This window comes from Arthrobacter sp. P4_H3, from assembly GCF_056400885.1.
Genome location: NZ_JBFUKK010000018.1, coordinates 13,375 through 36,254, shown reverse-complemented (window position 1 = coordinate 36,254; position 22,880 = coordinate 13,375). Strand labels below are relative to the sequence as shown.

21 protein-coding genes and 1 tRNA gene are annotated in these 22,880 nt (G+C 65.0%); 7 read left to right on the top strand and 15 right to left on the bottom strand.

Annotated elements, in window-relative coordinates:
- Positions 1–70: 70 nt before the first annotated feature.
- Complete coding sequence (locus tag AC1DRE_RS19600; RefSeq protein WP_476986173.1) at positions 71–961, top strand: Fpg/Nei family DNA glycosylase; 891 nt, start codon at positions 71–73, stop codon at positions 959–961.
- A gap of 88 nt (positions 962–1,049) precedes the next feature.
- Here the strand turns inward: AC1DRE_RS19600 and AC1DRE_RS19595 are convergent.
- The 10 genes from AC1DRE_RS19595 to AC1DRE_RS19550 form a co-directional block, all read right to left on the bottom strand.
- Positions 1,050–1,126 (bottom strand) — tRNA-Pro (locus AC1DRE_RS19595).
- A 149-nt stretch (positions 1,127–1,275) separates the two neighbouring features.
- On the bottom strand, positions 1,276–2,826 hold the full coding sequence (der, locus tag AC1DRE_RS19590) for a ribosome biogenesis GTPase Der (protein ID WP_476986172.1): 1,551 nt from the start codon (positions 2,824–2,826) through the stop codon (positions 1,276–1,278).
- A 10-nt stretch (positions 2,827–2,836) separates the two neighbouring features.
- Entirely contained in the window at positions 2,837–3,520 is a 684-nt protein-coding gene (locus tag AC1DRE_RS19585) for a lysophospholipid acyltransferase family protein (RefSeq protein WP_476986212.1), read from the bottom strand.
- A gap of 64 nt (positions 3,521–3,584) precedes the next feature.
- Entirely contained in the window at positions 3,585–4,298 is a 714-nt protein-coding gene (gene cmk, locus AC1DRE_RS19580; RefSeq protein ID WP_476986171.1) for a (d)CMP kinase, read from the bottom strand.
- Positions 4,298–5,407, bottom strand: a complete 1,110-nt coding sequence (locus tag AC1DRE_RS19575; RefSeq protein WP_476986170.1) for a prephenate dehydrogenase — start codon at positions 5,405–5,407, stop codon at positions 4,298–4,300. The genes cmk and AC1DRE_RS19575 overlap by 1 nt, the downstream gene beginning before the upstream one ends.
- Positions 5,408–5,410: 3 nt before the next feature.
- Positions 5,411–6,604: a pseudouridine synthase gene (locus tag AC1DRE_RS19570; RefSeq protein ID WP_476986169.1), complete on the bottom strand. Its 1,194-nt coding sequence runs from the start codon at positions 6,602–6,604 to the stop codon at positions 5,411–5,413.
- Between the two features lie 109 nt (positions 6,605–6,713).
- Positions 6,714–7,352, bottom strand: a complete 639-nt coding sequence (gene scpB / locus AC1DRE_RS19565) for an SMC-Scp complex subunit ScpB (protein WP_476986211.1) — start codon at positions 7,350–7,352, stop codon at positions 6,714–6,716.
- A gap of 47 nt (positions 7,353–7,399) precedes the next feature.
- On the bottom strand, positions 7,400–8,242 hold the full coding sequence (locus AC1DRE_RS19560; protein ID WP_476986210.1) for a segregation and condensation protein A: 843 nt from the start codon (positions 8,240–8,242) through the stop codon (positions 7,400–7,402).
- A 71-nt stretch (positions 8,243–8,313) separates the two neighbouring features.
- Positions 8,314–9,213, bottom strand: a complete 900-nt coding sequence (locus tag AC1DRE_RS19555; protein WP_364128689.1) for a ParA family protein — start codon at positions 9,211–9,213, stop codon at positions 8,314–8,316.
- A 233-nt stretch (positions 9,214–9,446) separates the two neighbouring features.
- Positions 9,447–10,793, bottom strand: coding sequence for a cation:dicarboxylate symporter family transporter (locus tag AC1DRE_RS19550; protein ID WP_476986168.1), 1,347 nt, complete (start codon positions 10,791–10,793; stop codon positions 9,447–9,449).
- Between the two features lie 140 nt (positions 10,794–10,933).
- On the opposite strand from AC1DRE_RS19550, the gene AC1DRE_RS19545 reads away from it, so the two are divergent.
- The gene (locus tag AC1DRE_RS19545; protein ID WP_476986167.1) at positions 10,934–12,619 is read left to right on the top strand and encodes a sensor histidine kinase; all 1,686 of its coding nucleotides are present in this window, start codon (positions 10,934–10,936) and stop codon (positions 12,617–12,619) included.
- Positions 12,619–13,323 carry a response regulator gene (locus AC1DRE_RS19540; protein WP_476986166.1) on the top strand — a complete coding sequence of 235 codons (705 nt, stop codon included), beginning with the start codon at positions 12,619–12,621 and terminating at the stop codon, positions 13,321–13,323. Before AC1DRE_RS19545 ends, AC1DRE_RS19540 begins: the two co-directional genes overlap by 1 nt.
- A 41-nt stretch (positions 13,324–13,364) precedes the next feature.
- Here the strand turns inward: AC1DRE_RS19540 and AC1DRE_RS19535 are convergent, their stop codons facing one another.
- Positions 13,365–15,266 (bottom strand): AMP-binding protein, encoded by a 1,902-nt coding sequence (locus AC1DRE_RS19535; RefSeq protein ID WP_476986165.1) that lies wholly within the window; start codon positions 15,264–15,266, stop codon positions 13,365–13,367.
- Positions 15,267–15,440: 174 nt separating this feature from the next.
- Between AC1DRE_RS19535 and AC1DRE_RS19530 the strand changes: the two genes are divergently transcribed.
- The 4 genes from AC1DRE_RS19530 to AC1DRE_RS19515 all read left to right on the top strand — a co-directional run bounded on the left by AC1DRE_RS19530 (position 15,441) and on the right by AC1DRE_RS19515 (position 19,725).
- A complete protein-coding gene (locus tag AC1DRE_RS19530; RefSeq protein ID WP_476986209.1) occupies positions 15,441–16,082 on the top strand; it encodes a GntR family transcriptional regulator in 642 nt (213 codons plus the stop codon).
- A 10-nt stretch (positions 16,083–16,092) separates the two neighbouring features.
- Positions 16,093–17,613, top strand: a complete 1,521-nt coding sequence (locus AC1DRE_RS19525; protein ID WP_476986164.1) for an MmgE/PrpD family protein — start codon at positions 16,093–16,095, stop codon at positions 17,611–17,613.
- Positions 17,614–18,519, top strand: coding sequence for a methylisocitrate lyase (gene prpB, locus AC1DRE_RS19520; RefSeq protein ID WP_476986163.1), 906 nt, complete (start codon positions 17,614–17,616; stop codon positions 18,517–18,519). It abuts the gene before it with no gap.
- Positions 18,520–18,585: 66 nt separating this feature from the next.
- A complete protein-coding gene (locus AC1DRE_RS19515) occupies positions 18,586–19,725 on the top strand; it encodes a bifunctional 2-methylcitrate synthase/citrate synthase (RefSeq protein ID WP_476986162.1) in 1,140 nt (379 codons plus the stop codon).
- A 123-nt stretch (positions 19,726–19,848) separates the two neighbouring features.
- Here the strand turns inward: AC1DRE_RS19515 and AC1DRE_RS19510 are convergent, their stop codons facing one another.
- The 4 genes from AC1DRE_RS19510 to AC1DRE_RS19495 form a co-directional block, all read right to left on the bottom strand.
- Entirely contained in the window at positions 19,849–20,343 is a 495-nt protein-coding gene (locus AC1DRE_RS19510; RefSeq protein ID WP_476986161.1) for an NUDIX domain-containing protein, read from the bottom strand.
- Between the two features lie 36 nt (positions 20,344–20,379).
- On the bottom strand, positions 20,380–21,699 hold the full coding sequence (locus AC1DRE_RS19505) for a hypothetical protein (protein ID WP_476986160.1): 1,320 nt from the start codon (positions 21,697–21,699) through the stop codon (positions 20,380–20,382).
- 2 nt (positions 21,700–21,701) lie between these two features.
- Positions 21,702–22,208, bottom strand: a complete 507-nt coding sequence (locus AC1DRE_RS19500; RefSeq protein WP_476986159.1) for an RNA polymerase sigma factor — start codon at positions 22,206–22,208, stop codon at positions 21,702–21,704.
- 173 nt (positions 22,209–22,381) lie between these two features.
- Positions 22,382–22,870, bottom strand: coding sequence for an 8-oxo-dGTP diphosphatase (locus AC1DRE_RS19495; RefSeq protein ID WP_476986158.1), 489 nt, complete (start codon positions 22,868–22,870; stop codon positions 22,382–22,384).
- Positions 22,871–22,880: the final 10 nt, after the last annotated feature.

Sequence of the window (22,880 nt, the reverse complement as noted above, 5' to 3'; positions counted from 1 at the left end):
CTGAAAGTATATGCATATCAACTGCCGCGGCAGGGAGCGCCCTGTCGGACCCTTGTGGCACAGTGGTGACATGCCAGAACTTCCCGAAGTGGCCGGGCTGAGCGCTTTCCTGGGCACCCAGCTTCGCGGAGCCGTGCTGACGAAAATCCAGATCGTCTCGTTTGCGGTCCTCAAGACGGCGGACCCGCCATACACGGCACTGGAAGGCCGGACCATCACCGACGTCCAGCGCCAGGGGAAGTTCATCATCCTGGATACCGGCGGAATCTACCTGGCGTTCCATCTGGCCAAGGCCGGCTGGCTGCGATACACGGAATCGCCCTCGAATGCCGTACTGCCGCGGGGCAAGGGCTATATCGCCGCGCGGCTGGAATTCGCCAGGAACAGCCCGGAAACCGACAGCGGCGAAACCCACCTAGGAATCGACCTGACCGAGGCCGGCACCAAGAAGAGTCTTGCGCTCTACGTGGTCAGGGATCCGGCGGATATCCCGGGGGTCGCCAGCCTGGGTCCCGACCCGTTGGGCGATTCGTTCGGCCTGGGTGCGTTCGCCGCGATTCTTTCGGCCAGCACCCAGCAGATTAAGGGACTGTTACGCAATCAGGGGGTGATCGCGGGGATCGGCAACGCCTACAGCGACGAAATCCTCCACGCTGCCCGGATCTCGCCCTTCGCCATCGCAAAGTCGTTGGATCCGGACACTGTCCGCGTCCTGTACGACGCCGTTCACAGTGTCCTGGGTGCGGCCGTAACAGACGCCGTCGGGAAGGCGCCAAACGAACTGAAGGATGCAAAGCGGAGCACCATGCGGGTCCACGGCCGGACCGGGCAGCCCTGCCCCGTCTGCGGGGACACGGTCCGGGAAGTGTCTTTTGCCGACAGGGCCCTGCAGTACTGCCCTACTTGCCAGACGGGAGGCAAGATCCTGGCCGACCGGCGGACCTCCCGTTTCCTGAAGTAGCGCCGCACAAAGGCAGGGGCGCCAAAAACCGGCACAAAGAAAAACCGCCCCGCCGCCGGGATTCTTCCCTGCGGTGGAGCGGTTTCTTTGGTCGGGCTGACAGGATTTGAACCTGCGACCCCTTGACCCCCAGTCAAGTGCGCTACCAAGCTGCGCTACAGCCCGTTAGTTCCGCCGTTCTCCGCCTCGGTTTACTCCCGGGTTTCCCCGCGATTTTCACCTCAGCAGTCCGGCCGAACCACCTCCAAAAGCTTACACGATTCCGGAGGGTGCTCGTGACACTTTGTGGGTGTCACGGGCAAGGTGTGTCGGAATTAACGCTTCTTGCCCCGCTTTTCGCGGACACGCATATTGACCTCAATGGGTGTGCCCTCGAAACCGAAGGTTTCGCGGAGGCGCCGGGTGATGAAACGACGGTAGCCCGGATCCAGGAAACCGGTGGTGAACAGCACAAACTTGGGCGGACGGCTGGAAGCCTGGGTGCCGAAAAGGATGCGGGGCTGCTTGCCGCCGCGGACCGGGTGCGGGTGAGCCGCCACCAGTTCGCCGAGGAACGCGTTCAGGCGGCCGGTGGGGATGCGCTTGTCCCAGCTTTCCAGTGCCGTATCCAGGGCAGGAACCAAACGGTCCTTATGCCAGCCGGTCAGCGCCGAAATATTGACCCGCGGAGCCCAGGCCACATGGGCCAGGTCCTGCTCAATTTCACGCTCGAGGTAAGTGCGGCGTTCGTCGTCCAGCAGGTCCCACTTGTTGAATGCGAGAACCAGCGCGCGGCCGGATTCGATGGCAAGCTGCAGGATGCGGACGTCCTGCTCGCTGAGCACTTCATCCACGGCCAGGAGCACGACGGCGACCTCCGCCTTTTCGAGGGCACTCTGGGTGCGCAGCGAGGCGTAGAAGTCAGCGCCCTGTGCCATGTGCTGGCGGCGGCGGATGCCAGCGGTATCCACGAAGCGCCAGGTGCGCCCGCCGAGCTCGATGAACTCATCGACCGGGTCACGCGTGGTGCCGGCGGTGTTGTCCACCACAACGCGCTCGGAGCCGGCCAGCTTGTTCAGCAGCGACGACTTGCCCACGTTGGGACGCCCGATCAGGGCGATGCGGCGCGGACCGCCGGAGCGCTCCAGGCCTTCAATAGTGGAGAACTCAGGCAGGGTGTCCATGACGTGGTCCAGGAGGTCGGCGACGCCCCGGCCGTGCAGTGCGGACACCGGGTACGGTTCGCCGAAGCCGAGGCCCCACAGGGTTGCCGAATCGGCTTCCTGGGCAAAGTCGTCCACCTTGTTGGCCACCATGATGACCGGCTTCTTGCTCTTGCGGAGCATCTTGACAACGGCTTCGTCCGTGGCGGTGGCGCCGACGGCGGAGTCAACGACGAACAGCACGGCGTCGGCAAGCTCCACGGCCATCTCGGCCTGTTCGGCTACGCGGGCGTGAATGCCGCGGGCGTCGTGCTCCCAGCCGCCGGTGTCGACGACGGTGAAGTTCCGCCCGTTCCAGGTGGCCGAGTACATAACACGGTCACGCGTGACGCCGGGGGTGTCCTCCACGACCGCTTCGCGGCGTCCGAGGATACGGTTCACCAGGGTGGACTTACCCACGTTGGGCCGGCCGATGATCGCCAGGACGGGATCCAGTTTGACCGGGCCGTCGAAGTCGTGGTCGTCATATTCGCCGCTCAGGAGGGCGGCGTCTTCCTCGTCCAGCTCGTAGTCGTCCAGGCCTGCCCGGAGGGAGGCAGCACGACGCTCGGCCTCGTCATCGTCCAGGGCAGCAAGATGCTCTGCCACCTGGTCCGTGCCGGTGGGCGTGTATTCGTCTTCGCCGGCGCCAAATTTGCCGGAGGCTTGAGTCGTATCGCTCATTGCACTTTCCTTAGTGGTGATCTGCCGGCGTCCCGGCTACTTCTTCATGACGTTCTTGCGGGGAATCCGCGCCGGGCAAAGGCTGCCCGCTGAGTTGAATCGTTTGCTGGACATGCCGTGCCAGAGCAGCGCGGATCTCGTTTCCCGCCCTGTCCATTGAAACACGGCCTGTCTCGCCGGGCCGGCGGCCCACTGCTACGGCCTCGCCGAAACTGACGTGCAGTCTCCGGCCGGGCCGGGGAACTGCGTCGAGGTGCTCGCCGGCGATCCTGGTGCCCAGGATCGCAACCGGAACCACCGTCGCACCGGAGTTCAGCGCGAGCCAGGCCACCCCGTTGTTGATGGTGGATGCCTCGCCGCTCCCCCGGGTTCCTTCCGGGAGGATACCGACGCAGCGGCCGGCGTCGAGCGCGCACTTGCTTATCTGCAGTGCGGCGCGGTCACCGGACCGGTCCACGGGCAGCTGGCCCGAGGCCTTGAGAACCTGCCCTAGGAAGCCCTTGAACATTTCCTTCTTGACCAGGATGTGCATGGGGCGCGGTGAGGCGCCGAACATCACCGGCCCGTCCAGGAAACTGATGTGGTTCCCTGCGAAGATCACGGGACCCGCCGTTGGAACGTTCTGCCGTCCGTGGACAGTTGTCCGGTAGACGACGTGGTCGAGGAACCAGCCGACGGGCCTGCTCCAAGCCATGGTCCAGGCGCCCGGAAGGACGGAAGCGCGCCCGGGGAACGGGCGGGGCAGGTGCCCTTCGGCGTCAGTCACGATTAACGACCTTGTTGACTATGCCCAGGGCCGCGTCAACTGTGCCGTCGAAGTCCAGATCCGAAGAATCCAAGGTGACAACGCCGTCCGCCGCCGTGGTGAAGTTCACTACGGTGGAGTCCTTGGCATCGCGCTGGGTGACCTGGGCCGCCAGCTGTTCTGCGCTCTGCGTGCCGCCGAGCTGGACGCCCCGGCGGCGAAGCCTGGCCTCCTCGCTGGCAGTCAGCAGCATGCGGACTTCTGCGCCGGGCGCAACGACCGTCGTGATGTCGCGTCCTTCCACCACGATGCGGCGGTGGTGGACCTCGATCAGCTCACGCTGCCGGCGCACCAGTTCCTTCCGCGCACCGAGCGTGGTGGCGATGGCACTGACGGCCGAGGAGATGGCCGGTTCCCGGATGGCCAGGGTGACGTCTGTTCCGCCGACCCGTACGTATTCCTCGTTCGGGGTGGTGCTGACTTCCAGCGGCAGGTCTTCGGAGGCCTGCTCGATGGCGGCGGCATCGTTCAGGTCAATGCCCTGCTCCAGGCAGTACCAGGTCAGGGCACGGTACATGGCGCCCGTGTCCAGGTAAGAGAGGCGCAGGCGGCGTGCGACTTCGCGGCTGACGCTTGATTTTCCGGACCCCGAAGGGCCGTCGATGGCAACAACCAGCGGCCTGCCTTGACGGAGCATGGGCACGGTATCGATGAGTTCCTGTGTCATTACTGCAGTACCCGCCATCCACGGTCGTTGAGTGCTTCGATCAGCAGATCATGCTTGTTGGGCAAAACCGACAGTTCCACCATTCCTACATTCTGCCCGGAGGAATGGTCCAGCCGCAGGTCCTCGAGGTTGACACCGATCTCGCCGATCTCCGTCAGGAGACGGGCGATCTGCCCCGGCCGGTCGTCCACGAGGACGGTCAGCCAGGAGTACGCCTGCGGAGGGCCGCCGTGCTTTCCCGGAATGCGGGACTGTCCGGCATTACCCTCGCTGATCAGCTGTGCCAGGTCAAGGCGGGCGCCCGGTGCTGTGGGATCTTCGAGGGTCCCGATCAGCCGGTTGAGGTCCTCGCGGACCCCGTGCAGGATCTCGACCAGCTGCGCCGCGTTGCCGCCAAGGATCTGGACCCACAGCGTGGGATCGCTGGCCGCGATCCGCGTGACATCGCGCAGGCCGTTGCCGGCAAGCGACAAGGCGTGTATGGGCGTACCCTGCAGCCGGCTGGCAACGAGGGAGGACATGACCTGGGGAAGGTGCGACACGAGTGCCACAGCCTGGTCATGTTCCTCGGCGCCGAACTGGGTGACCATGGCACCGAGATCCGTCGCCAGGGCACGGGCGGCCTGCAGTGCGCCGGGCGACGTTTCCTCCGACGGGCACACCACCCACGGCATGGAAGTAAAGAGTTCGCCACGGGCCGCCACAGGTCCTGACTTTTCCCGGCCGGCCATCGGATGCGTCCCCACGTAGCGGGAAAGATCCACGCCACGACCGCGCAGGTCGGCCAGGATACCGGCCTTGACGCTGGCGATGTCCACGACGGTTGCCGCCGGGTAGTCGGCCAGCGACCGTTCCACCACGTCAGCTGTTACGTCCGGCGGGGCGGCGACCACAACGAGTTCAGGCTGTTCGTCGCCGAGGCGCGACAAGGGAAGGCCTGCCCCGATGTCAACGGCGACCGCCTGGTTGGTGGGTGACGGATCGGACAGGAACACGGACACGCCGCGCCCCCGGAGTCCGAGGCCGATGCTGGTTCCCAGCAGTCCCGTTCCGATAACCACCGCCGGGCCGTTCAGGTGCCCCCGGCCGTGGGTACGAAAGGCTGACATGCTCTACAGCCCTACGGATGCCAGCAGGTGGCCGACTTCCTGCTTGCCGAGGTTGCGGATGCTCCCCTGGCGCTGGTCTCCCAGGCCGATGGGGCCCACCTTGACCCGCACCAGCCGCAGTACAGGGAAGCCGACGGCGTCGAAGAGACGGCGTACGATGCGGTTCTTGCCCGAGTGCAGCACAACCTCGATCAGCACGTGGCCCGGGGTGGAGTCCACCAGCTTGAACGAGTCCACCGACGCGAATCCGTCCTCGAGTTCAACGCCTGACTTCAGCTGCGCGCCGATTCCCTGCGGGAACGGGCCGCGGACCTGGACCAGGTATGTCTTGGGCACCTCGTAGGACGGGTGCGTCAAACGGTTGGCGAGTTCGCCGTCGTTCGTCAACAGCAGCAGTCCCTCGGTGGCGACGTCGAGGCGTCCCACATGGAAGAGGCGTTCGCCGTGGCTGTTGCGGACGAAGTCGCTGATGCACGGACGGCCGTCCGGATCCTCCATGGTGGACACAACGCCCTTGGGCTTGTTGAACACCATGTAGACCATGTTTTCGTCCAGCTGGATGCGCAGGCCGTCAACGTGGATCACGGCAGTCTTCGGATCGACGCGGACGCCGAGTTCGGTGACAACCTTGCCGTCCACTTCAACGCGGCCTTCGGAGATCATTTCCTCGCAGACCCGCCGTGATGCGACGCCGGCGGAGGCCATGACCTTCTGCAGGCGGATGCCGTCGGCATCGTGCATTTCGGACTGCGGAACATCGCCGCGGGGACCGCGCTTGCGCGAAGGCTTGCGGACGGCTCCGAGGTTCTGGCCGAACCGTTCGCCGCCGAATGCGCGCGTACCGAATGTCTTGGCCGCAGCGGACCGCGGCTTGGGCTTGAGGGCTCCGGGAGTGCCGGGCGCTTTGCCGGCGCCGGGCTTGCGTGAACCGGGCTTCCGGGCTGCAGGCTTGCCCTGCTTCCAGTCACCGGATGCCGGGCGGTCTGCCAGCTCACCGGCCGGACCCTGCAGGTCCGGATCGATGAAGGCCTCTTCCCGAGGCTTGGGGTGCTTGAAGGGACGGTCGCCGCCGCCCTTGTAGCCGGCACCGCCTGCACGACTGCCGCCCTGTGCCGGATTGCGTCCGGCTTTGCTTTGTCCGGCGCTGTTGCGTCCCGAACTGTTACGTGGTGAACCCTGGCGTCCCGCCTGTGTCATGACCCGTCCTTCGTTATGTTGGCCGGCGAGGTTGTCTCCCGACAACACTGGCCAGCCGGGCGGATTGAGTCCGCCCTGGTGGATACTCGTGCGCAGGCAGGGATACTGCCTACATTCTTCCGGCGTCGTAGAACTCTTCGATGCCTTCAAGCCCCGGAAGATGGGGTGAAAGCTGCGGCAACTCAGCCACCGAGCCGATTCCCATGCGTTCCAGGAAATACGACGTCGTGCGGTAAAGGATGGCTCCGGACTCGGGATCGGTTCCCGAGTCTTCGATCAGTCCCCGCTGCAGCAGCGTCCGCACGACAGAGTCAACGTTAACTCCTCGAATTGCAGACACCCTGGCCCGTGACACGGGCTGGCGGTATGCGATGACGGCGAGCGTTTCCAACGCCGCCTGCGTCAGCCTGGCTGTCTGTCCTTCCAGCACGAACCCGCCGACGACATCGGCGAACTCCGTGCGGGAATAGATGCGCCAGCCTCCGGCGATATTCCGCAATTCAAAACCCCGGGGGCTGGATTTGTGGTCAGCAGTGTTGATACACGCAGTGCTGGCAACGTCCGTGTCCGGGGCATTAACAGTATAGCCGTTATACTCGCGCTGAAGTTCCGCGAGCAGCTTCTCGACGGCGTCGACCGTCAGGTTCAGCCCGGCGGCGAGCTCCGTGGCGGTGGCCGGCTGGTCAATCACCATCAGCACCGCCTCGATGGCGGCGCGTGCGCCGCCTGGGAGATCGGCCACATTCAGTCCGCCCTCCCCCTCCCCGCTGGTGGTTGGATCCGGCGACGTTGCGCTCACGGCTGTTCCTCGTATTCCTCGCTGAGATGTTGACTGCTCCACTCATCGTCCGCTGCCGTCCAGTGCACCGTGAGGTCGCCCAGCGGCAGGAGCTGGTCGAACGAAACCACCTTGTCCCGGAACATCTCCAGGAGGGCCAGGAAACGGGCCACGACGACGAGCGTGGACTCGGCGTCGGCGGTCAGAGCCCGGAAGGACAGCGGCCTTCCCTGCTGGAGTTTCAGTCCAAGGATTTCGGCCTGCTCCTTGACGCTGACGGTGCTGCCGTGGAGGTGTGCCAGGCCAACCTGGGTCGGGGCGGCTTCCCGGGGTTTCAGGGCGGCGTCGGCCAAGGCAGCGAACTGCCCCGGCGTATGGCGCCACACCAGTTCAGGCAGAAGCGCGGCGAAATGGCCTTCCAGGGCAACCTGCCGGGGGTAGCTCCGGGCTTCGAGCTCCAGGGTGGTATTGATCATTCCGGCCACGTGCTTGAAGGCCTTGTATTGGAGCAACCGGGCAAAGAGGAGGTCCCGCGCCTCGAGCAAGGCGATGTCCTCATCGTCCTCAACCTCGCCCGCGGGCAGGAGCCGGGCGGCCTTGAGGTCCAGGAGGGTGGCTGCGATCACCAGGAATTCGCTGGCCTCATCAAGCGCCCATTCCTCGCCCAGCTGCTGCAGGTTCTTGATGTACTTGATGAATTCATCGGTCACGGTGGCCAGGGCCACTTCCGTGATGTCCAGCTGGTGCTTGGTGATCAGGCCGAGCAGCAGGTCGAAGGGACCCGTGAAGTTGGCAAGCCTGACTTCGAAGCCGGGTTTTTTTGCCGGCTCCGCCGCCGGGTCTGCCGGGGAATCCGCCAGCGGCCCTGCCTCTGGCTCTGCCTGGGGGCGGGTGGGAGCGAGCGGGGTGCCTGCCAGTGCCACAGCCTTGGCTAGGGCGCGCCGCCGCGCGAAATCAGCTCTTTGGCCAGGCGGCGGTAGGCGTCGGCGCCGATGTGGGTGGCGGCGTAGCTGGTGATCGGTTCCGCGGCCACTGTGGCGTCGGCAAACTTAATGGAGCGCTTGATAACGGTCTCGAAGACCTTGTCCCCGAACGCCTCCACCAGCCTGCTGATGACCTCGCGGCTGTGCAGTGTGCGGGCGTCGTACATCGTGGCAAGCACCCCGTCCACCTGCAGCCTGGGGTTCAGCCGGTCCTGGACTTTGTCGATGGTTTCCACCAGCAGTGCGACAGCGCGCAGGGCAAAGAATTCGCAGATCAGCGGGATGATGACGCCGTGCGCGGCGGTGAGGGCGTTGACCGTCAGCAGGCCAAGCGACGGCTGGCAGTCGATCAGGACGACGTCGTAATCGTCCTCGACCTTCTTCAAGGCACGGTCCAGCACCTGCTCACGCGCAACCTCGTTGACCAACTGCACTTCCGCGGCGGAGAGGTCGATGTTGGCCGGCAAAAGGTCAACGTTCTCGACGCCGGTGTGCTGGATGGCGTCGCGGATGTCCACTTTGCGGTCCATCAGGACGTTGTAGACCGTCAGGTCCAGTTCATGGGGATTCGTCCCGAGGCCCGCGGACAGCGCCCCCTGGGGGTCGAAATCCACCAGCAGGACACGGCGGCCGTATTCGGCGAGCGCGGCTGCCAGGTTGATAGTGGACGTCGTTTTACCGACTCCACCCTTCTGGTTCACCATGGCGATCACACGGGCGGGGCCGTGGGACGACAGCGGCGCAGGCTCGGGAAATTCGCGGTAGGGGCGCCCGGTGGGACCCATGACGGCGTCTTCCAGGTCGAGTTCGGTGCCTTCCAGAGTTGCGGAACCCTGTTCGCTGCTCACGTATCTATCCACACTTTCGATGACGTTGATGTCCTGCCGCTGAATGTTCAGCGCCGATGGTTCTTCCACCCAAGGTTACAGCGCCGCAACCGTGATTCAACGGAACTTGACACGCGCCCTTGATTGAGCCTTTACCTTCTGGTAAAGGTCGAAGGTTGTTGCCGCGGGCACGAAAAACCGCCCGTGCAGGATGATCCTGCACGGGCGGTTTCGGTTCTGGCTCAGGTACGGGCTCAGGCGTTCGCGGCTACCGGCTTGGCCGGAGCTTCCGGTTCGGCGACGTGGTGGTGGCCGGCGATCATGGTCTGCTCGTCGAAGGGCTCTTCGCCGGACAGGACACGTTCCACCTGACCGCCGTCGATCTCCTTGACCCAGGTGCCGATCAGGACCGTGGCCACCGCGTTACCGGTGAAGTTGGTCAGGGCGCGGGCCTCGGACATGAACCGGTCAATGCCGACGATCATGCCCACGCCGCCGAGCAGCTGCGGTGCATGGGCCTGGAGGCCCGCCGCCAGGGTTGCCAGGCCGGCGCCGGTGACACCGGCGGCGCCCTTGGAAGCGATGATCATGAAGATCAGCAGGGAAATCTGGGCGCCAAGGTCCAGCGGGGTGCCCATGGCGTTGGCCACGAACAGGGACGCCATGGTCAGGTAGATGGCGGTTCCGTCGAGGTTGAACGAGTAGCCCGTGGGAACCGTGACGCCGACAACCGGCTTGGAGACACCCAGGTGTTCCAGCTTGGCGATCAGGCGGGGCAGTGCGGCCTCGGAGGAAGACGTGGAGAAGATCAGCAGGTACTCCCGGGCAAGGTACTTCATGAGCCGGAAGATGTTGACCCCAGCCACGACCTGCAGCAGTCCGCCGAGGATGACGACGATGAACAGTGCACAGGTGATGTAGAAGGCGATCATGAGGGTGAACATGCTCACGATTGCCTGGAAGCCGGTGGCACCGACGACCGCGGCGATCGCACCGAAGGCGCCGACGGGGGCAAGCCACATGATCATGATGAGGATGCGGAAGACCAGGGCCTGTCCGTACCCGATCGCTTTGAGGATGGGTGCACCCTGGGGGCCCATCTTCTGGAGGGCGAAGCCGACCAGAATGGCGGCCAGGAGGGTGGGGAGCACCGGAATGTCGCCGGGGATAATGCCAAGCAGGAAGTCGACGGTGCTGTCCGTGGCCGCCTTCTTGTTGGGATCGTACGGGGTCAGGTTAAGCCCTTCGCCCGGGTGGATGAGGTTGCCTACGACCAGGCCGATGGCCAGGGCGAAGGTGGACATCAGGATGAAGTAGCCCAGGGCCAGGCCGCCGACTTTGCCTACGGTGGCAGCCTTGGCGATGGACCCGATGCCGAGCACGATGGTGCAGAAAATGATGGGGGCGATCATCATCTTGATCAGCTTGATGAAGCCGTCGCCCAGCGGCTTCAGTGACTTGCCGACCTCCGGGAACAGCAATCCGATCACTGCACCGAGGATGACGGCGACGATGACGGCGATGTAGAGGTAGTGCGACTTGTCGAGTCCCTTGCGCTTTGCTTTCACAGGCGCGGCTGACTCTCCTCGTTGAGAAGCCATGATGTGTCTCCTTATGGATAATCTGGAAGACGTTGCGGCACATTCTCTGGGCTCTTCACGTCCGTCCGGTGTGATATCCATCATTGGGCATGGCGTGACCTGGCTCACCGTTGCGTTCATATTGGTCATGAAAGGTTGGAATGAGGCATAAGTGGAGCATCGCGCGCCGGCTGTTCGTGGCGCATTTGCTGTTCATGCTCGCTCTGACCGCGACGGTAGGGACGGCCACCTTCATTGATGCCCGGGACCACGCCTACAACGAGGCAGGACGGCGCATGTCCGGCATTGCCACGGCAATTGCCGACAATCCCCTCGTGCTGCAGGCCGCCGGGTCGGCCAACCCGTCCGCCGTGCTTCAGCCCTACGCGCTGGCTGTCATGGGCGACGCCGACGCGGATTTCATCACCATCATGGCTCCGGACCGGACCAGGTGGACGCACCCGCGGAACGAGGAACTCGGCAAGCCCTACATCGGCTCCATCGACGCCGCACTGAACGGCCAGGTGTTCACCGAAATCACGGCCGGCACGCTGGGGCCGTCCGTACGCACCATCGCACCCGTCAAGGACGCATCAGGAAACGTGAAGGCCCTGGTGGCAGCCGGAGTGACGGTAAATACAGTGGACGTTGCCCTCGCCGGCCGGCTGCCGGCGATCCTGGCGATTGCGTTTGCCCTCCTGGTGGGAGGCTCGGTGGCGTCCTGGCTGCTGGGCCGCTACCTGCGCAATGTCACCCGGGGCTGGGGGCCCGAACAGCTCGCCCAGCTGTTCGCGTACTACGAGTCCGTCCTGCACTCCGTCCGGGAAGGGGTCATTCTCATCGATCCCAAGGGCCGTGTGGTGATGTACAACGACAAGGCCGCGGAACTCCTGGGGCTGGCGCCGCGCTCCCCGGGGGTGGACCCTGCCGACGCCGTCCTGATCAGTGACCTCCCGCTGGCAACCAGCCTGAAGGACCTGTTCGAATCCGGGAGGACGGTGCTGGATGAAATCCATTTGGCCGGGCCCCGGGTCCTGGTGATCAACCAGGGGCCTGCGGTGGGACCCGCATCCTCTGCCGGCCGGCAGCGCCCGGCGGTGTTTGGCACGGTCGCAACCATCCGCGACCGTACGGAGATCGAGTCACTGGGCAGCGAACTGGAAACCATGCGCACTCTTTCCGACGCCCTGCGGGCCCAGACCCATGAGCACGCCAACCGGCTCCACACGATCGTTTCGCTGATGGAACTGGGGCGGGCGGACGAAGCCCTGGATTTTGCCACCAAGGACCTGGAGCTCAGCCAGCAGCTCACGGATGAGATGGTAGGTTCCATGGAGGAACCGGTCCTGAGCGCCCTCGTCATGGGCAAGGCGGCCGAGGCGCACGAGCGCGGCGTCGAACTTGGCCTGCAGGCAACCAGTACCGCCGGGACTGCCGGTGTGGCCGTGCAGGACCTGGTGACCATCCTCGGCAACCTGCTGGACAATGCCATTGACGCTGCAGCCGATGCCCCGGCCCCCAAGTGGGTCGAGTTGTCGGTGGATACGGGCATCCGGGGCGTGGATATCACCGTGGAGGACTCCGGTCGCGGAATCGACCCCGATGCGGTGGACGACGTGTTCCGGTACGGTTTCAGCACCAAGGCGCCCGGGAAGTACGGACGGGGGCTCGGCCTGGCGCTGGTGCGGCAGGCGGTCCACCGGCTCGGCGGCACCATGACCATCACGAATCCCCGCGGGGCGCATTTCCACATTCACCTCCCTGCCGCCCCCGGTTCAGGCACCGGTTCAGGCACGGCCTCCGACGCCGCGGCCGGCACCACAGCCGGCACCACCAAGGAGCTTTAATGAGCGATATCAGAGTCCTCGTCGTTGAGGATGAACCCGTAGCAGCGGCGGCGCACGGCGCCTACGTGGGGAGGCTCAAAGGCTTTTCCCTTGCCGGCACGGCCCCCGACGGTCAATCGGCGCTGCGCCTGCTGGCAGAGTTCTCGGCCGCCGGCAACCCGGTGGAGCTGGTCCTGCTGGACATGAACCTTCCCGATCTCCATGGCCTGGACATTGCCCGGCGGATGCGGGCTTCAGGTCTGCTGGCAGACATTATTGCCATCACGGCCGTTCGCGAACTCAACATCGTGCGCAGCGCCGTGTCGATTGGCGTTGTCCAGTACCTCATCAAGCCCTTCACCTACGCCACGTTTGCGGACAAGCTGGCCAGCTACCAGCAGTTCCGGGAGCAGCTCGGGGCGGGAGGGGCCAGGTCCGGGGCCTCCCAGAGCGACGTTGACCAGGCTTTCGCGAGCCTGCGGGCCCCAAGCGAGCTGCCGCTTCCCAAGGGCCTGTCGACGTCGACCCTCGACGCCGTGAAGGAGTTCATGAAGCAGCAGCAGGACGCAGTTTCGGCCACGGAGGTGATGGACGCCCTGGGGATGTCCCGCGTGACCGCCCGGCGCTACCTCGAATACCTGGCGGACGCCGGAACCGTCTCCCGGACCGCCCGGTACGGCGCGCCGGGCAGGCCCGAGAACGAGTACCGCTGGAACCGCGGGTGACGTCCGGACCCTGCCGGCGAACGCAGGGCTGATCCTGCCTGTTACTTCCGGGGGCCGGCGGGGCGAAGTGTCCCGATCAGCTGGTCGATGACCCCGGCGTCCTCAATCGTGGACGGCACCACGTACTCCTCGCCGTCGGCGATCTGCCGCATGGTCTTGCGGAGGATCTTGCCCGAACGGGTCTTGGGCAGGGCTTCCACCACTGCCACGTGCTTGAAGTCCGCAACCGCCCCGATGTCCCGGCGGACCAGCGCGATCAGGTCCTTGACCAGAATGTCCTCGGGCACGTCCACGCCAGCCTTGAGCACCACGTATCCGCTGGGCCGCTGGCCCTTCAGCGGATCCGAGAGGCCGATCACCGCGCACTCGGCCACCGCGGGGTGCTGGCCGAGGACCTGCTCCATGGCACCGGTGGACAGCCGGTGTCCCGCAACATTGATGATGTCGTCAGTGCGGCCCATCACGAAGACGTAGCCGTCCTCGTCCCGGTAACCGGAGTCACCGGTGGCATAGCTCCCCTCGAACGCCTGCAGGTAGGAGGAGACGTAGCGTTCGTCGTTGCCCCAGAGGGTGGTCAACGTGCCGGGCGGCAGCGGCAGCCCCAGCACTATGTTGCCTTCAGTCCCCGCTCCGACGTCCTCCCCCAGTCCGTCGACGATGTTGAGTTTGAACCCCGGCATCGGAACGCTCGGCGATCCTGCCTTGATCGGCAGCTCTTCCAGTCCCCGCGGGTTGGCGCAGATGGCCCAGCCCGTCTCGGTCTGCCACCAGTGGTCCACCACCGGGACGCCCAGTGCCCGTGAGGCCCAGTGGAAGGTGTCCGTGTCGAGCCGTTCCCCCGCGGCGAAGAGTGTCCGGAGGCTGGAGATGTCATAGTCCCCCAACAGATTCGCCTCAGGGTCGGCCTTCCGGATGGCACGGAGCGCGGTGGGCGCGGTGAAAAGGACATTGACCTTGTGATCCTGGATCACCCGCCAGAAGGAACCAGCATCAGGCGTGCCCACCGGTTTCCCTTCGTACAGGACGGTGGTGGCCCCGGCCAGCAGCGGGCCGTAGACGATGTAGGAGTGCCCCACCACCCAGCCGACGTCGGAAGCGGTCCACATGACGTCCCCTGGCCCGATGTCGTAGACGTTTTCCATGGTCCAGCTGAGCGCCACGGCATGGCCGCCGTTGTCCCGCACCACTCCCTTGGGAGTGCCTGTGGTTCCGGACGTGTAGAGAATGTAGAGCGGATCTGTGGCTTTGACGTCGACCGGCGCTGCCAGCGTTGCGGCCGCCATCTCCGTTTCCCAGTCCAGCCAGCCGGGGTAGTCCGAAGCAGCGGAGGCAAATCCATCCCGCGCCGTGACAATAACGGGGAGCCCGGGGGCGCCGGCCAGGCGGACGGCTTCCTCCACCGCGGGCAGGTATTCGATCCGGCGCGAAGGTTCGATGCCGCCGGACGCCGTGACCAACACGGATGGTGCGGCGTCCCGGATACGGGCGGCGAGCTCCTTGGGCGCGAAACCGCCGAAGACCACAGAATGGACCGCACCAAGCCGCGCCGTTGCCAGCATGGCGATGGCGGCTTCGGGAATCATTGGCATGTAGATGACCACCCGGTCCCCTTTGCCCACACCCTGGCTGCGCAGCACACCGGCAAAGCGGGCCACCAGTGCGGTGAGCTCCGCGTAGCTGTACCGGCGCCGGGTCCCGAGCATGGCGGAGTCGTAGATGAGCGCATCCTGTTCGCCCCGCCCGGCTGCCACGTGGCGGTCGAGGGCGTTGTAGGAAGTGTTCAGGACGCCGTCCGGAAACCAGCTGTACAGCGGTGCCCGGCTGGAATCCAGGGCCTGCTGCGGAGGCCTTGCCCAGGAGATCTTTCCGGCAGCATCCAGCCAGAATTTATCCGGCTCCTCCAGGCTCTGTGCATAAGTGTCCTGATAACTCCTGGTAACCATGAGATGCATCCCGTCCACGACATTGTGATGACGCCCATGCTAGCCCCGGCCGGTGGCACGCACAAGCTCTTTGTATACACAGAAGGTAGGAATTTAGCTGTAGTTGAGCTTTTGCTGGGCAAAATAGCCTTCTGTGTATACACTGATGATCGTCAACCAATGAAGGAGGCAGTGATGCGCGCCAGCGACAAGGCCTACGCGGCCCTCCGCGACGACATCATCGAATGGCGCCTCCTGCCCGGAACGGTGCTCGCGGAAGTGGAGCAGTCGGCACGGCTCGGCATCTCGCGCACTCCCCTTCGGGAGGCCCTGAGCCGGCTGACCGCAGAAGGCCTGACGACGACGGCGGGAAGCCGCGGCGTCGTCGTCACCGACATTTCACTGGAGGACATCGACGAACTCTTCGAACTGCGCGAAACCCTCGAAGGAAAGGCGGCGGCGCTGGCCGCCGAGCGCGGCGACGCCGCGACCTTCGAGCAACTCCGTCTCGAACTGCTACAGGCCCCGGCACTGATCAACAGCAGCGACCCCAACCGCCACGCCTACTACGAGCTCGTGGGCCGGCTCGACACAGCCATCGATGCGGCAATATCCAACGCCTACCTCGCCCAGGCGATGCGCAGCCTGCGGGTGCACCTGGTCCGGGTCCGCAGGCTGGCCGCCGACGACGCGCAGCGGCTCACGGCCGCCGCCGCCGAGCACGCCGCCATTGCAGAAGCGATCGCCGCCCGGAATCCCCGCCTGGCCCAGGCTGCCACCACTCTTCACCTGCACCGAAGTCTTTCCCACGTCAAAGTTGCGCATACACCTCACTAAAAGGAGCACCATGGTCAAGGAACACCACGTCCGCGTTTACAAGAGCGAGGAAAACCTGCCCCGCGAGGACCAGCTAGCCTACAAGATCGCGATGGTCGCGGCCGATCCTGTCGCCGTTTCCGATGAGGTCACCGACATGGTGATCAACCGCGTGATCGACAACGCCTCGGTGGCCATCGCCTCCCTGAACCGCGCGCCGATCATTGCAGCGCGCGCCCAGGCCCTGACGCACGGACCCACCACCGGCGGCCAGGGATCCAAAGTCTTCGGCATCGACGAGCGTGTATCCCCTGAGTGGGCCGCCTGGGCCAACGGCGTGGCGGTCCGCGAGCTCGACTACCACGACACCTTCCTGGCCGCTGACTACTCCCACCCGGGCGATAACATCCCGCCGATCCTGGCCGTCGCCCAGCACGTAGGCTCCAGCGGGGCGGACCTGGTCCGCGGCATCGCCACCGGCTACGAAATCCAGGTGAACCTGGTCAAGGCCATTTGCCTGCACAAGCACAAGATCGACCATGTGGCCCACCTCGGCCCGTCCGCCGCTGCCGGCATCGGCACCTTGCTGGGCCTCGAGGTGGAGACCATCTTCCAGTCCGTGGGCCAGGCGCTGCACACCACCACCGCAACCCGCCAGTCCCGCAAGGGCGAGATCTCCACCTGGAAGGCCCACGCCCCGGCCTTCGCCGGGAAGATGGCTGTCGAGGCGGTGGACCGCTCGATGCGCGGGCAGACCTCCCCCGTCCCGATCTACGAAGGCGAGGACGGCGTCATCGCCTGGATGCTGGATGGCCCCGACGCGTCCTACATGGTGCCGCTGCCCACGCCCGGTGAGGCCAAGCGCGCCATCCTGGACACCTACACGAAGGAACACTCCGCCGAGTACCAGGCCCAGGCCTGGATCGACCTGGCCCGCAAGCTCCACGGCGAACACCCCGAGGTGACCGACCCCGCCAACGTGAAGTCCGTGCTGATCAAAACCAGCCACCACACCCATTACGTGATCGGCTCCGGCGCGAACGACCCGCAGAAGTACAGCCCCACGGCCAGCCGCGAAACCCTGGACCACTCGATCCCGTACATCTTCACCGTCGCGCTGCAGGACGGCGCCTGGCACCACGTGGATTCCTACGCACCGGAACGTGCAGCCCGGCCCGACACCGTGGAGCTGTGGCACAAGGTCACCACGGTGGAGGACCCGGAATGGACCCGCCGCTACCACTCCCTGGACATCGCGGAGAAGGCCTTCGGCGGCTCCGTGGAGATCACGCTCAACGACGGCACCGTCATCACCGATGAGATCGCCGTGGCCGACGCCCACCCGCTCGGTGCCCGTCCGTTCGCCCGGGAACAGTACGTCAACAAATTCCGGACCCTCGCCGCGGGGCTGGTCGCGGAAGAGGAGATCGAACGGTTCCTTGCCGCCGCGGCCCGGCTCCCGGAACTGGCCGCCGGCGAGCTGGACCAGCTCAACATCACAGCAGCCGACGGCGTCATCGACCTCGCCGCCGCCCCCAAGGGACTGTTCTAAATGCTGTACTCCAAGGTCACCCCGGAACAGAAGCGGATCCGGCTCCGCGAGCTCCTGGCGTCCGGGACCATCCAGCAGTTCCCCGGCGCGTTCAACCCGCTCTCGGCGCGGCTGATCGAGGAAAAGGGCTTCGCCGGTGTCTACATTTCCGGCGCCGTCCTGGCCAACGACCTCGGCCTGCCGGACATCGGGCTGACCACCCTCACCGAGGTCACCACACGGGCCGGGCAGATCGCCCGAATGACCGACCTGCCCGCCATCGTGGATGCAGACACCGGCTTCGGCGAACCCATGAACGTTGCCCGCAGCGTCCAGGAACTCGAAAACGCCGGCCTTGCCGGCTGCCACATCGAGGACCAGTTCAACCCCAAGCGCTGCGGCCACCTCGACGGCAAGAACGTGGTGGACCTGGACACCGCCACCAAGCGCATCCGCGCCGCGGCGGATGCCCGCCGCGACGCCAACTTCCTGATCATGGCCCGGACGGACATCCGCGCCACGGACGGGCTGGAAGCGGCACAGGAACGCGCCAAGGCACTCGTCGAGGCGGGTGCAGACGCCATCTTCCCTGAGGCCATGAAGGATCTCAGCGAATTCCAAGCCATCCGTGATGCAGTGGATGTACCGATCCTGGCCAACATGACCGAGTTTGGCAAGAGCGATCTGTTCACGGTCGACCAGCTCCAGGGCGTCGGCGTCAACATGGTCATCTATCCGGTCACGCTGCTCCGTAGTGCCATGGGCGCCGCGGAGCGTACTCTGGAATCGATCAGGTCCGACGGCACCCAGGAGGCACAGGTAGAGAGCATGCTGACCCGTGCGCGGCTGTACGACCTCGTGGATTACGAAGCCTACAACCGCTTTGACACCGGAGTCTTCAATTTCAAGGTTCCAGGTACCCACTGACCCCCAACCATCCCGGACTTCCGGCTTCGGCCGGCCCACAGGCACAAGGAACGAAGGAGTTTCAGCATGGCTGAAAATGAGATCAAAAAGGGCCTCGCCGGCGTCGTGGTGGACTACACCGCGGTGTCCAAGGTCAATTCAGACACGAACTCGCTGCTCTACCGCGGCTACCCGGTCCAGGAACTGGCCGCCAGGTGCAGCTTCGAGGAAGTGGCCTACCTGCTCTGGAACGGCGAGCTGCCCACCCCGGAGCAGCTGGCCGAGTTCACGGCAAAGGAACGGGCCGGACGTGCCCTGGATCCGGTGGTCAAACAGGTGATCGACGCCCTGCCCACCACCTCCCACCCGATGGATGTCTGCCGGACGGCGGCATCGGTCATGGGCGCACGGCACCCTCTCGCCGAGGACTCCTCGCGCGAAGCCAACCTGGCCAAGGCCATGGATCTGTTCGCCGCGATGCCGGCTGTCGTGGCCTACGACCAGCGCCGCCGTCACGGCCAGGACCTGGTGGAGCCCCGCGGCGACCTGGGTTACGACGCCAATTTCCTCTGGATGACGTTCGGCGAGGAGGCCGTCCCCGAAGTGGTGGACGCCTTCAATGTCTCCATGATTTTGTACGCCGAGCACTCCTTCAACGCTTCCACGTTCACGGCACGCGTGATCACGTCCACGCTCTCGGACCTGCATTCCGCCGTGACCGGCGCCATCGGCGCCCTTAAGGGAACGCTGCACGGCGGCGCCAACGAAGCCGTGATGCACACCTTCGACGAGATCGGCATCCGGCCGGAGGAATCCCTGGAGGACGCCGCCGCCCGGGCGAAGGCGTGGATGGAGGATGCCCTTGCCCAGAAGAAGAAGGTCATGGGTTTCGGCCACCGTGTCTACAAGCACGGCGACTCGCGCGTCCCCACCATGAAGGCCGCCCTGGACAAGATGATCGCGCACTACGGCCGTCCGGAACTCCTGGGGCTCTACAACGGGCTGGAGCAAGCGATGGACGAGGCCAAGGGAATCAAACCGAACCTCGACTACCCCACCGGGCCCACGTACCACCTCATGGGCTTCGACACTGATACCTTCACTCCCCTGTTCGTTGCCAGCCGCATCACCGGCTGGACCGCGCACATCATGGAGCAGCTCGATGCCAACTCCCTCATCCGTCCATTGAGCGAGTACAACGGCGTGGAGGAACGGCACCTTTCGTAGGTGCCACTGAGCGTACGACGGCGGCCCGGTCACCTTGGCTTCAAGATGACCGAGCCGTTGCCGTGAAACTTGCGCAGGCGACGCTTCGGCGAAGCCGAGCCAGGCGCAGGCGCAGGCGCAGGCCTACTGCAATCGGGACCAGGCCTCGCTGTGGACCTCCGCTACGCTCTCGTTGTCCTCGGCAAGGACCACCTGCACGGCAACACGCTGACCGGAGACCATAACAGGAAGCCAGTGTTCAGCGTCGGCCCACAAATGCTCAACCGGCAGTCGGTGCACCGGGTACCACTGTGGTGCTATCTCCTCGCTCTCACCGGGTTCACCGTCCCAGCGTTCGGTGAGGTAAACCGTGGTGAACATGTTCCATTCCGGCCTGGAAGGGAACACGAAGTCCACAGTTCCGGCGAGCACCAGATCATGCTCGGCGACCTCCACGTGGACTTCTTCCCTGACCTCCCGGCATGCAGCTTCTGCAGGCCGTTCCCCGGCTTCGACGTGCCCGCCCACGCCAACGACCTTTCCGGTCCCAAAACCGGTTTTCTTCAGGCCAAGCAAAACTTCCTGCCCCGCGATGGTGTCGCGGAGCAGGAAGCAAAGGGAGACGAGGGCTGCGCTCATTGATCCAACCTAGTGGGCCGGAACGCCAGCACGTTGTCAGCCGTGCTGGGGTGTCACCTGCAGCGTTCCCAGCACCGTGGCTATCTGGTTGTATTCGGGGCTGGCAGTCCAGCCTCGTGCCACTTCCGTATTGTCGAACCTCAAGTCAATCGCTCCGGCGTCGCTCGGTTGCGCCAGCCCGGTATCAAAATTTAGCGTCAGGCCGTCCACCCGGAACGGAGTCAACGCGCATGTTTGCTCACCGGCGTCTGCTACGTGGGCTACCAGCAACGCCCCGCGCAGCGGCTCACCCGTAAAGACACCATAGACCAGCCTGGCCGACGGATCCGTAAGCCCCGGCACAGGAACCGATTCGAGGATTTCAAAGCCGCCTTGCGGTCCGCAGGAGATGTCAAAATCGACAGCCGCTGGCCCACCAAAAGCCAGGCTCGCAATACGGGTATCGAAGCCGTCCGCAACCTGCAGCGTCAGCGGCCCGTCAACCTGCCCGGCCGTTCCGGACTGGACCTTGAAAGCGCCGGGATGCTGAAAAGTGACGATGTGTCCTTGGGAAGCCTGCTGGAACGAAGCCCCTCCTGTGTCGGCCGGTGTTGGACCGTCGCCCACAAGCCGCTGGCGAAGTTCAACCGGGATTCCCTTGTCCGCAAACTCCTTGTCCATAGCCTCTTGGGGGGTGACCTGCTGGCCGTTCTGCGAAACGTCGTTGTTGAGGGCATGGAACTTCCAGGTGAAGACGCTGGACCACACCTGGGTGAAGTCCGTGAAGAAGCGGCCATCCTGAAGTTTGGCGATCAGATACCAGGCGTTGCCTCCGTCCAATTGGAGATTCGAGACGCCGTCATCGGAGACGGCGTACGCGAGCCACCCCTCGGCGCAACCAAGTACCGAGTAGTACTTCTGTTCGCTGGCCGGTATCGGTCCGCGGACCTGTTGCCGGTCGTTGCGCATCTGGTCGATGTTCGCGACGGTGCACGCCACTCCGTTGGTGCTCAGCACTGCCGGTGCGCTTCCGGTGGGGGTCGCCGCCGCGCTGGCGGTAGCCGACGGTGTCGGCGTGGCGCTTTCGGTGGCTCCTACGGTGCTTGCGGGCTCGGGCGCTGAGGTCAGGGCTCCGAGGTTGCCGGCCACCAGCACGCCGGCGGCGACGGCCGCTGCCGCAATGGTCACCAGCCCGGCAACTTTGGCGCGGCGGCGCCGTCGGGCGTCATCCAGGGAAGCGATGCCAACGGTTGCGTCGTCGCTGAAGGCTGCCGGCTCGAAGAGCATGCGGCGCAGGGCGGTTTCACCGTCAGGAATGACGGCAGAATCGGCGTGGAGCGGGTCCGTACCTTCAATCAGGTTCTTGATCGGATCCATGGTTATGCACCCATTTTCTGTGTGATCGATTCCGAGTGGGCCGGCAGGTGCTTTCTGAATGCCGTCCGTGCCCGGTGCAGCCGGACCTTTGCGGCAGATTCAGTGCACCGCAGCACTCCGGCTATTTCGGCCATGGTCAGCCCGTCCCAATAGGCCAACTGCAGGATGTCCCGGTCCTTTTCGCGTAACGCGGCCATGGCATCGTGTACTGCCGCGTTCTCGTCGCTGCCTTCGAAAGTGGTTGCGGTGGCGAAGCGAAGCTTTTCCTGGAGCGCCTGCTGGCGGTCCCTGGCCCGGTAGGCGTTTCCCACCAGGTTCCGGGCAATGGTCAGCAGCCAGGCGATTTCAGACTCGGTCGTCTGCGGCTTCTGCCAGACCACACGGAAGACATCGGCTGCGAGCTCCTGGGCGAGCTCCGCATCATCGATCCGGCGCCGGATGTACGAGTACACCCGCGGGTAGTTGTCCTTGTGAAGGGCAATAAATGCCAGTTCACGCTCAGAAAGCACGGTTTCCCCCTATGACGTAGTGCCCTGTTCTGCAGGTTAACTGTGTAGTTTCCGGCAGGCGGTGGTGCGGTTACATTCTGTTGGAGATATTCTCCTGCTGTTTTTGCCGATGCCGGGGACAGCAAAGGCGCCGGCGGATCACGCCGACGCCTTGCCATATACCTGATGTGCGTCTACCGGTTGCCTGCTTTGTCCAGCACCTTCCGGACCGTTTCGTTGTCATCGTTGAGGACAATCACAATGTCGATCTCCGTTCCCGTGAGCACCACCGGGAGCCAGTGATCAGCGTCCTGCCACATTCGGTCCGCGGGAAGCGCCGCCGCACGGAACCATTCCGGTGCGATTTCGGCGCTCTCGGTCGGCTCGCCTTCCCAGCGCCGCGTGGTGAACAGGCGCGTATGCATGTTCCATTCCGGACGCGAGGGGAACACGAATTCCACGACGCCGGCGTGCCGGAGGTCCGCTTCCCGGACCATGACGCCTGCTTCTTCGAGAACCTCCCGGCACACCGCTTCAGCGTCGCTTTCGCCTGCTTCGACGTGACCGCCGAGGCCCACGATCTTGCCGGTGCCGAATCCGGTTTTCTTCAGGCCGAGCAGGACCTCCAGCCCTGCTTCGGCGTCCCGAAGCAGGAAACACAGGGTCACGGGAACGGAGGTCATGGTCAACAGC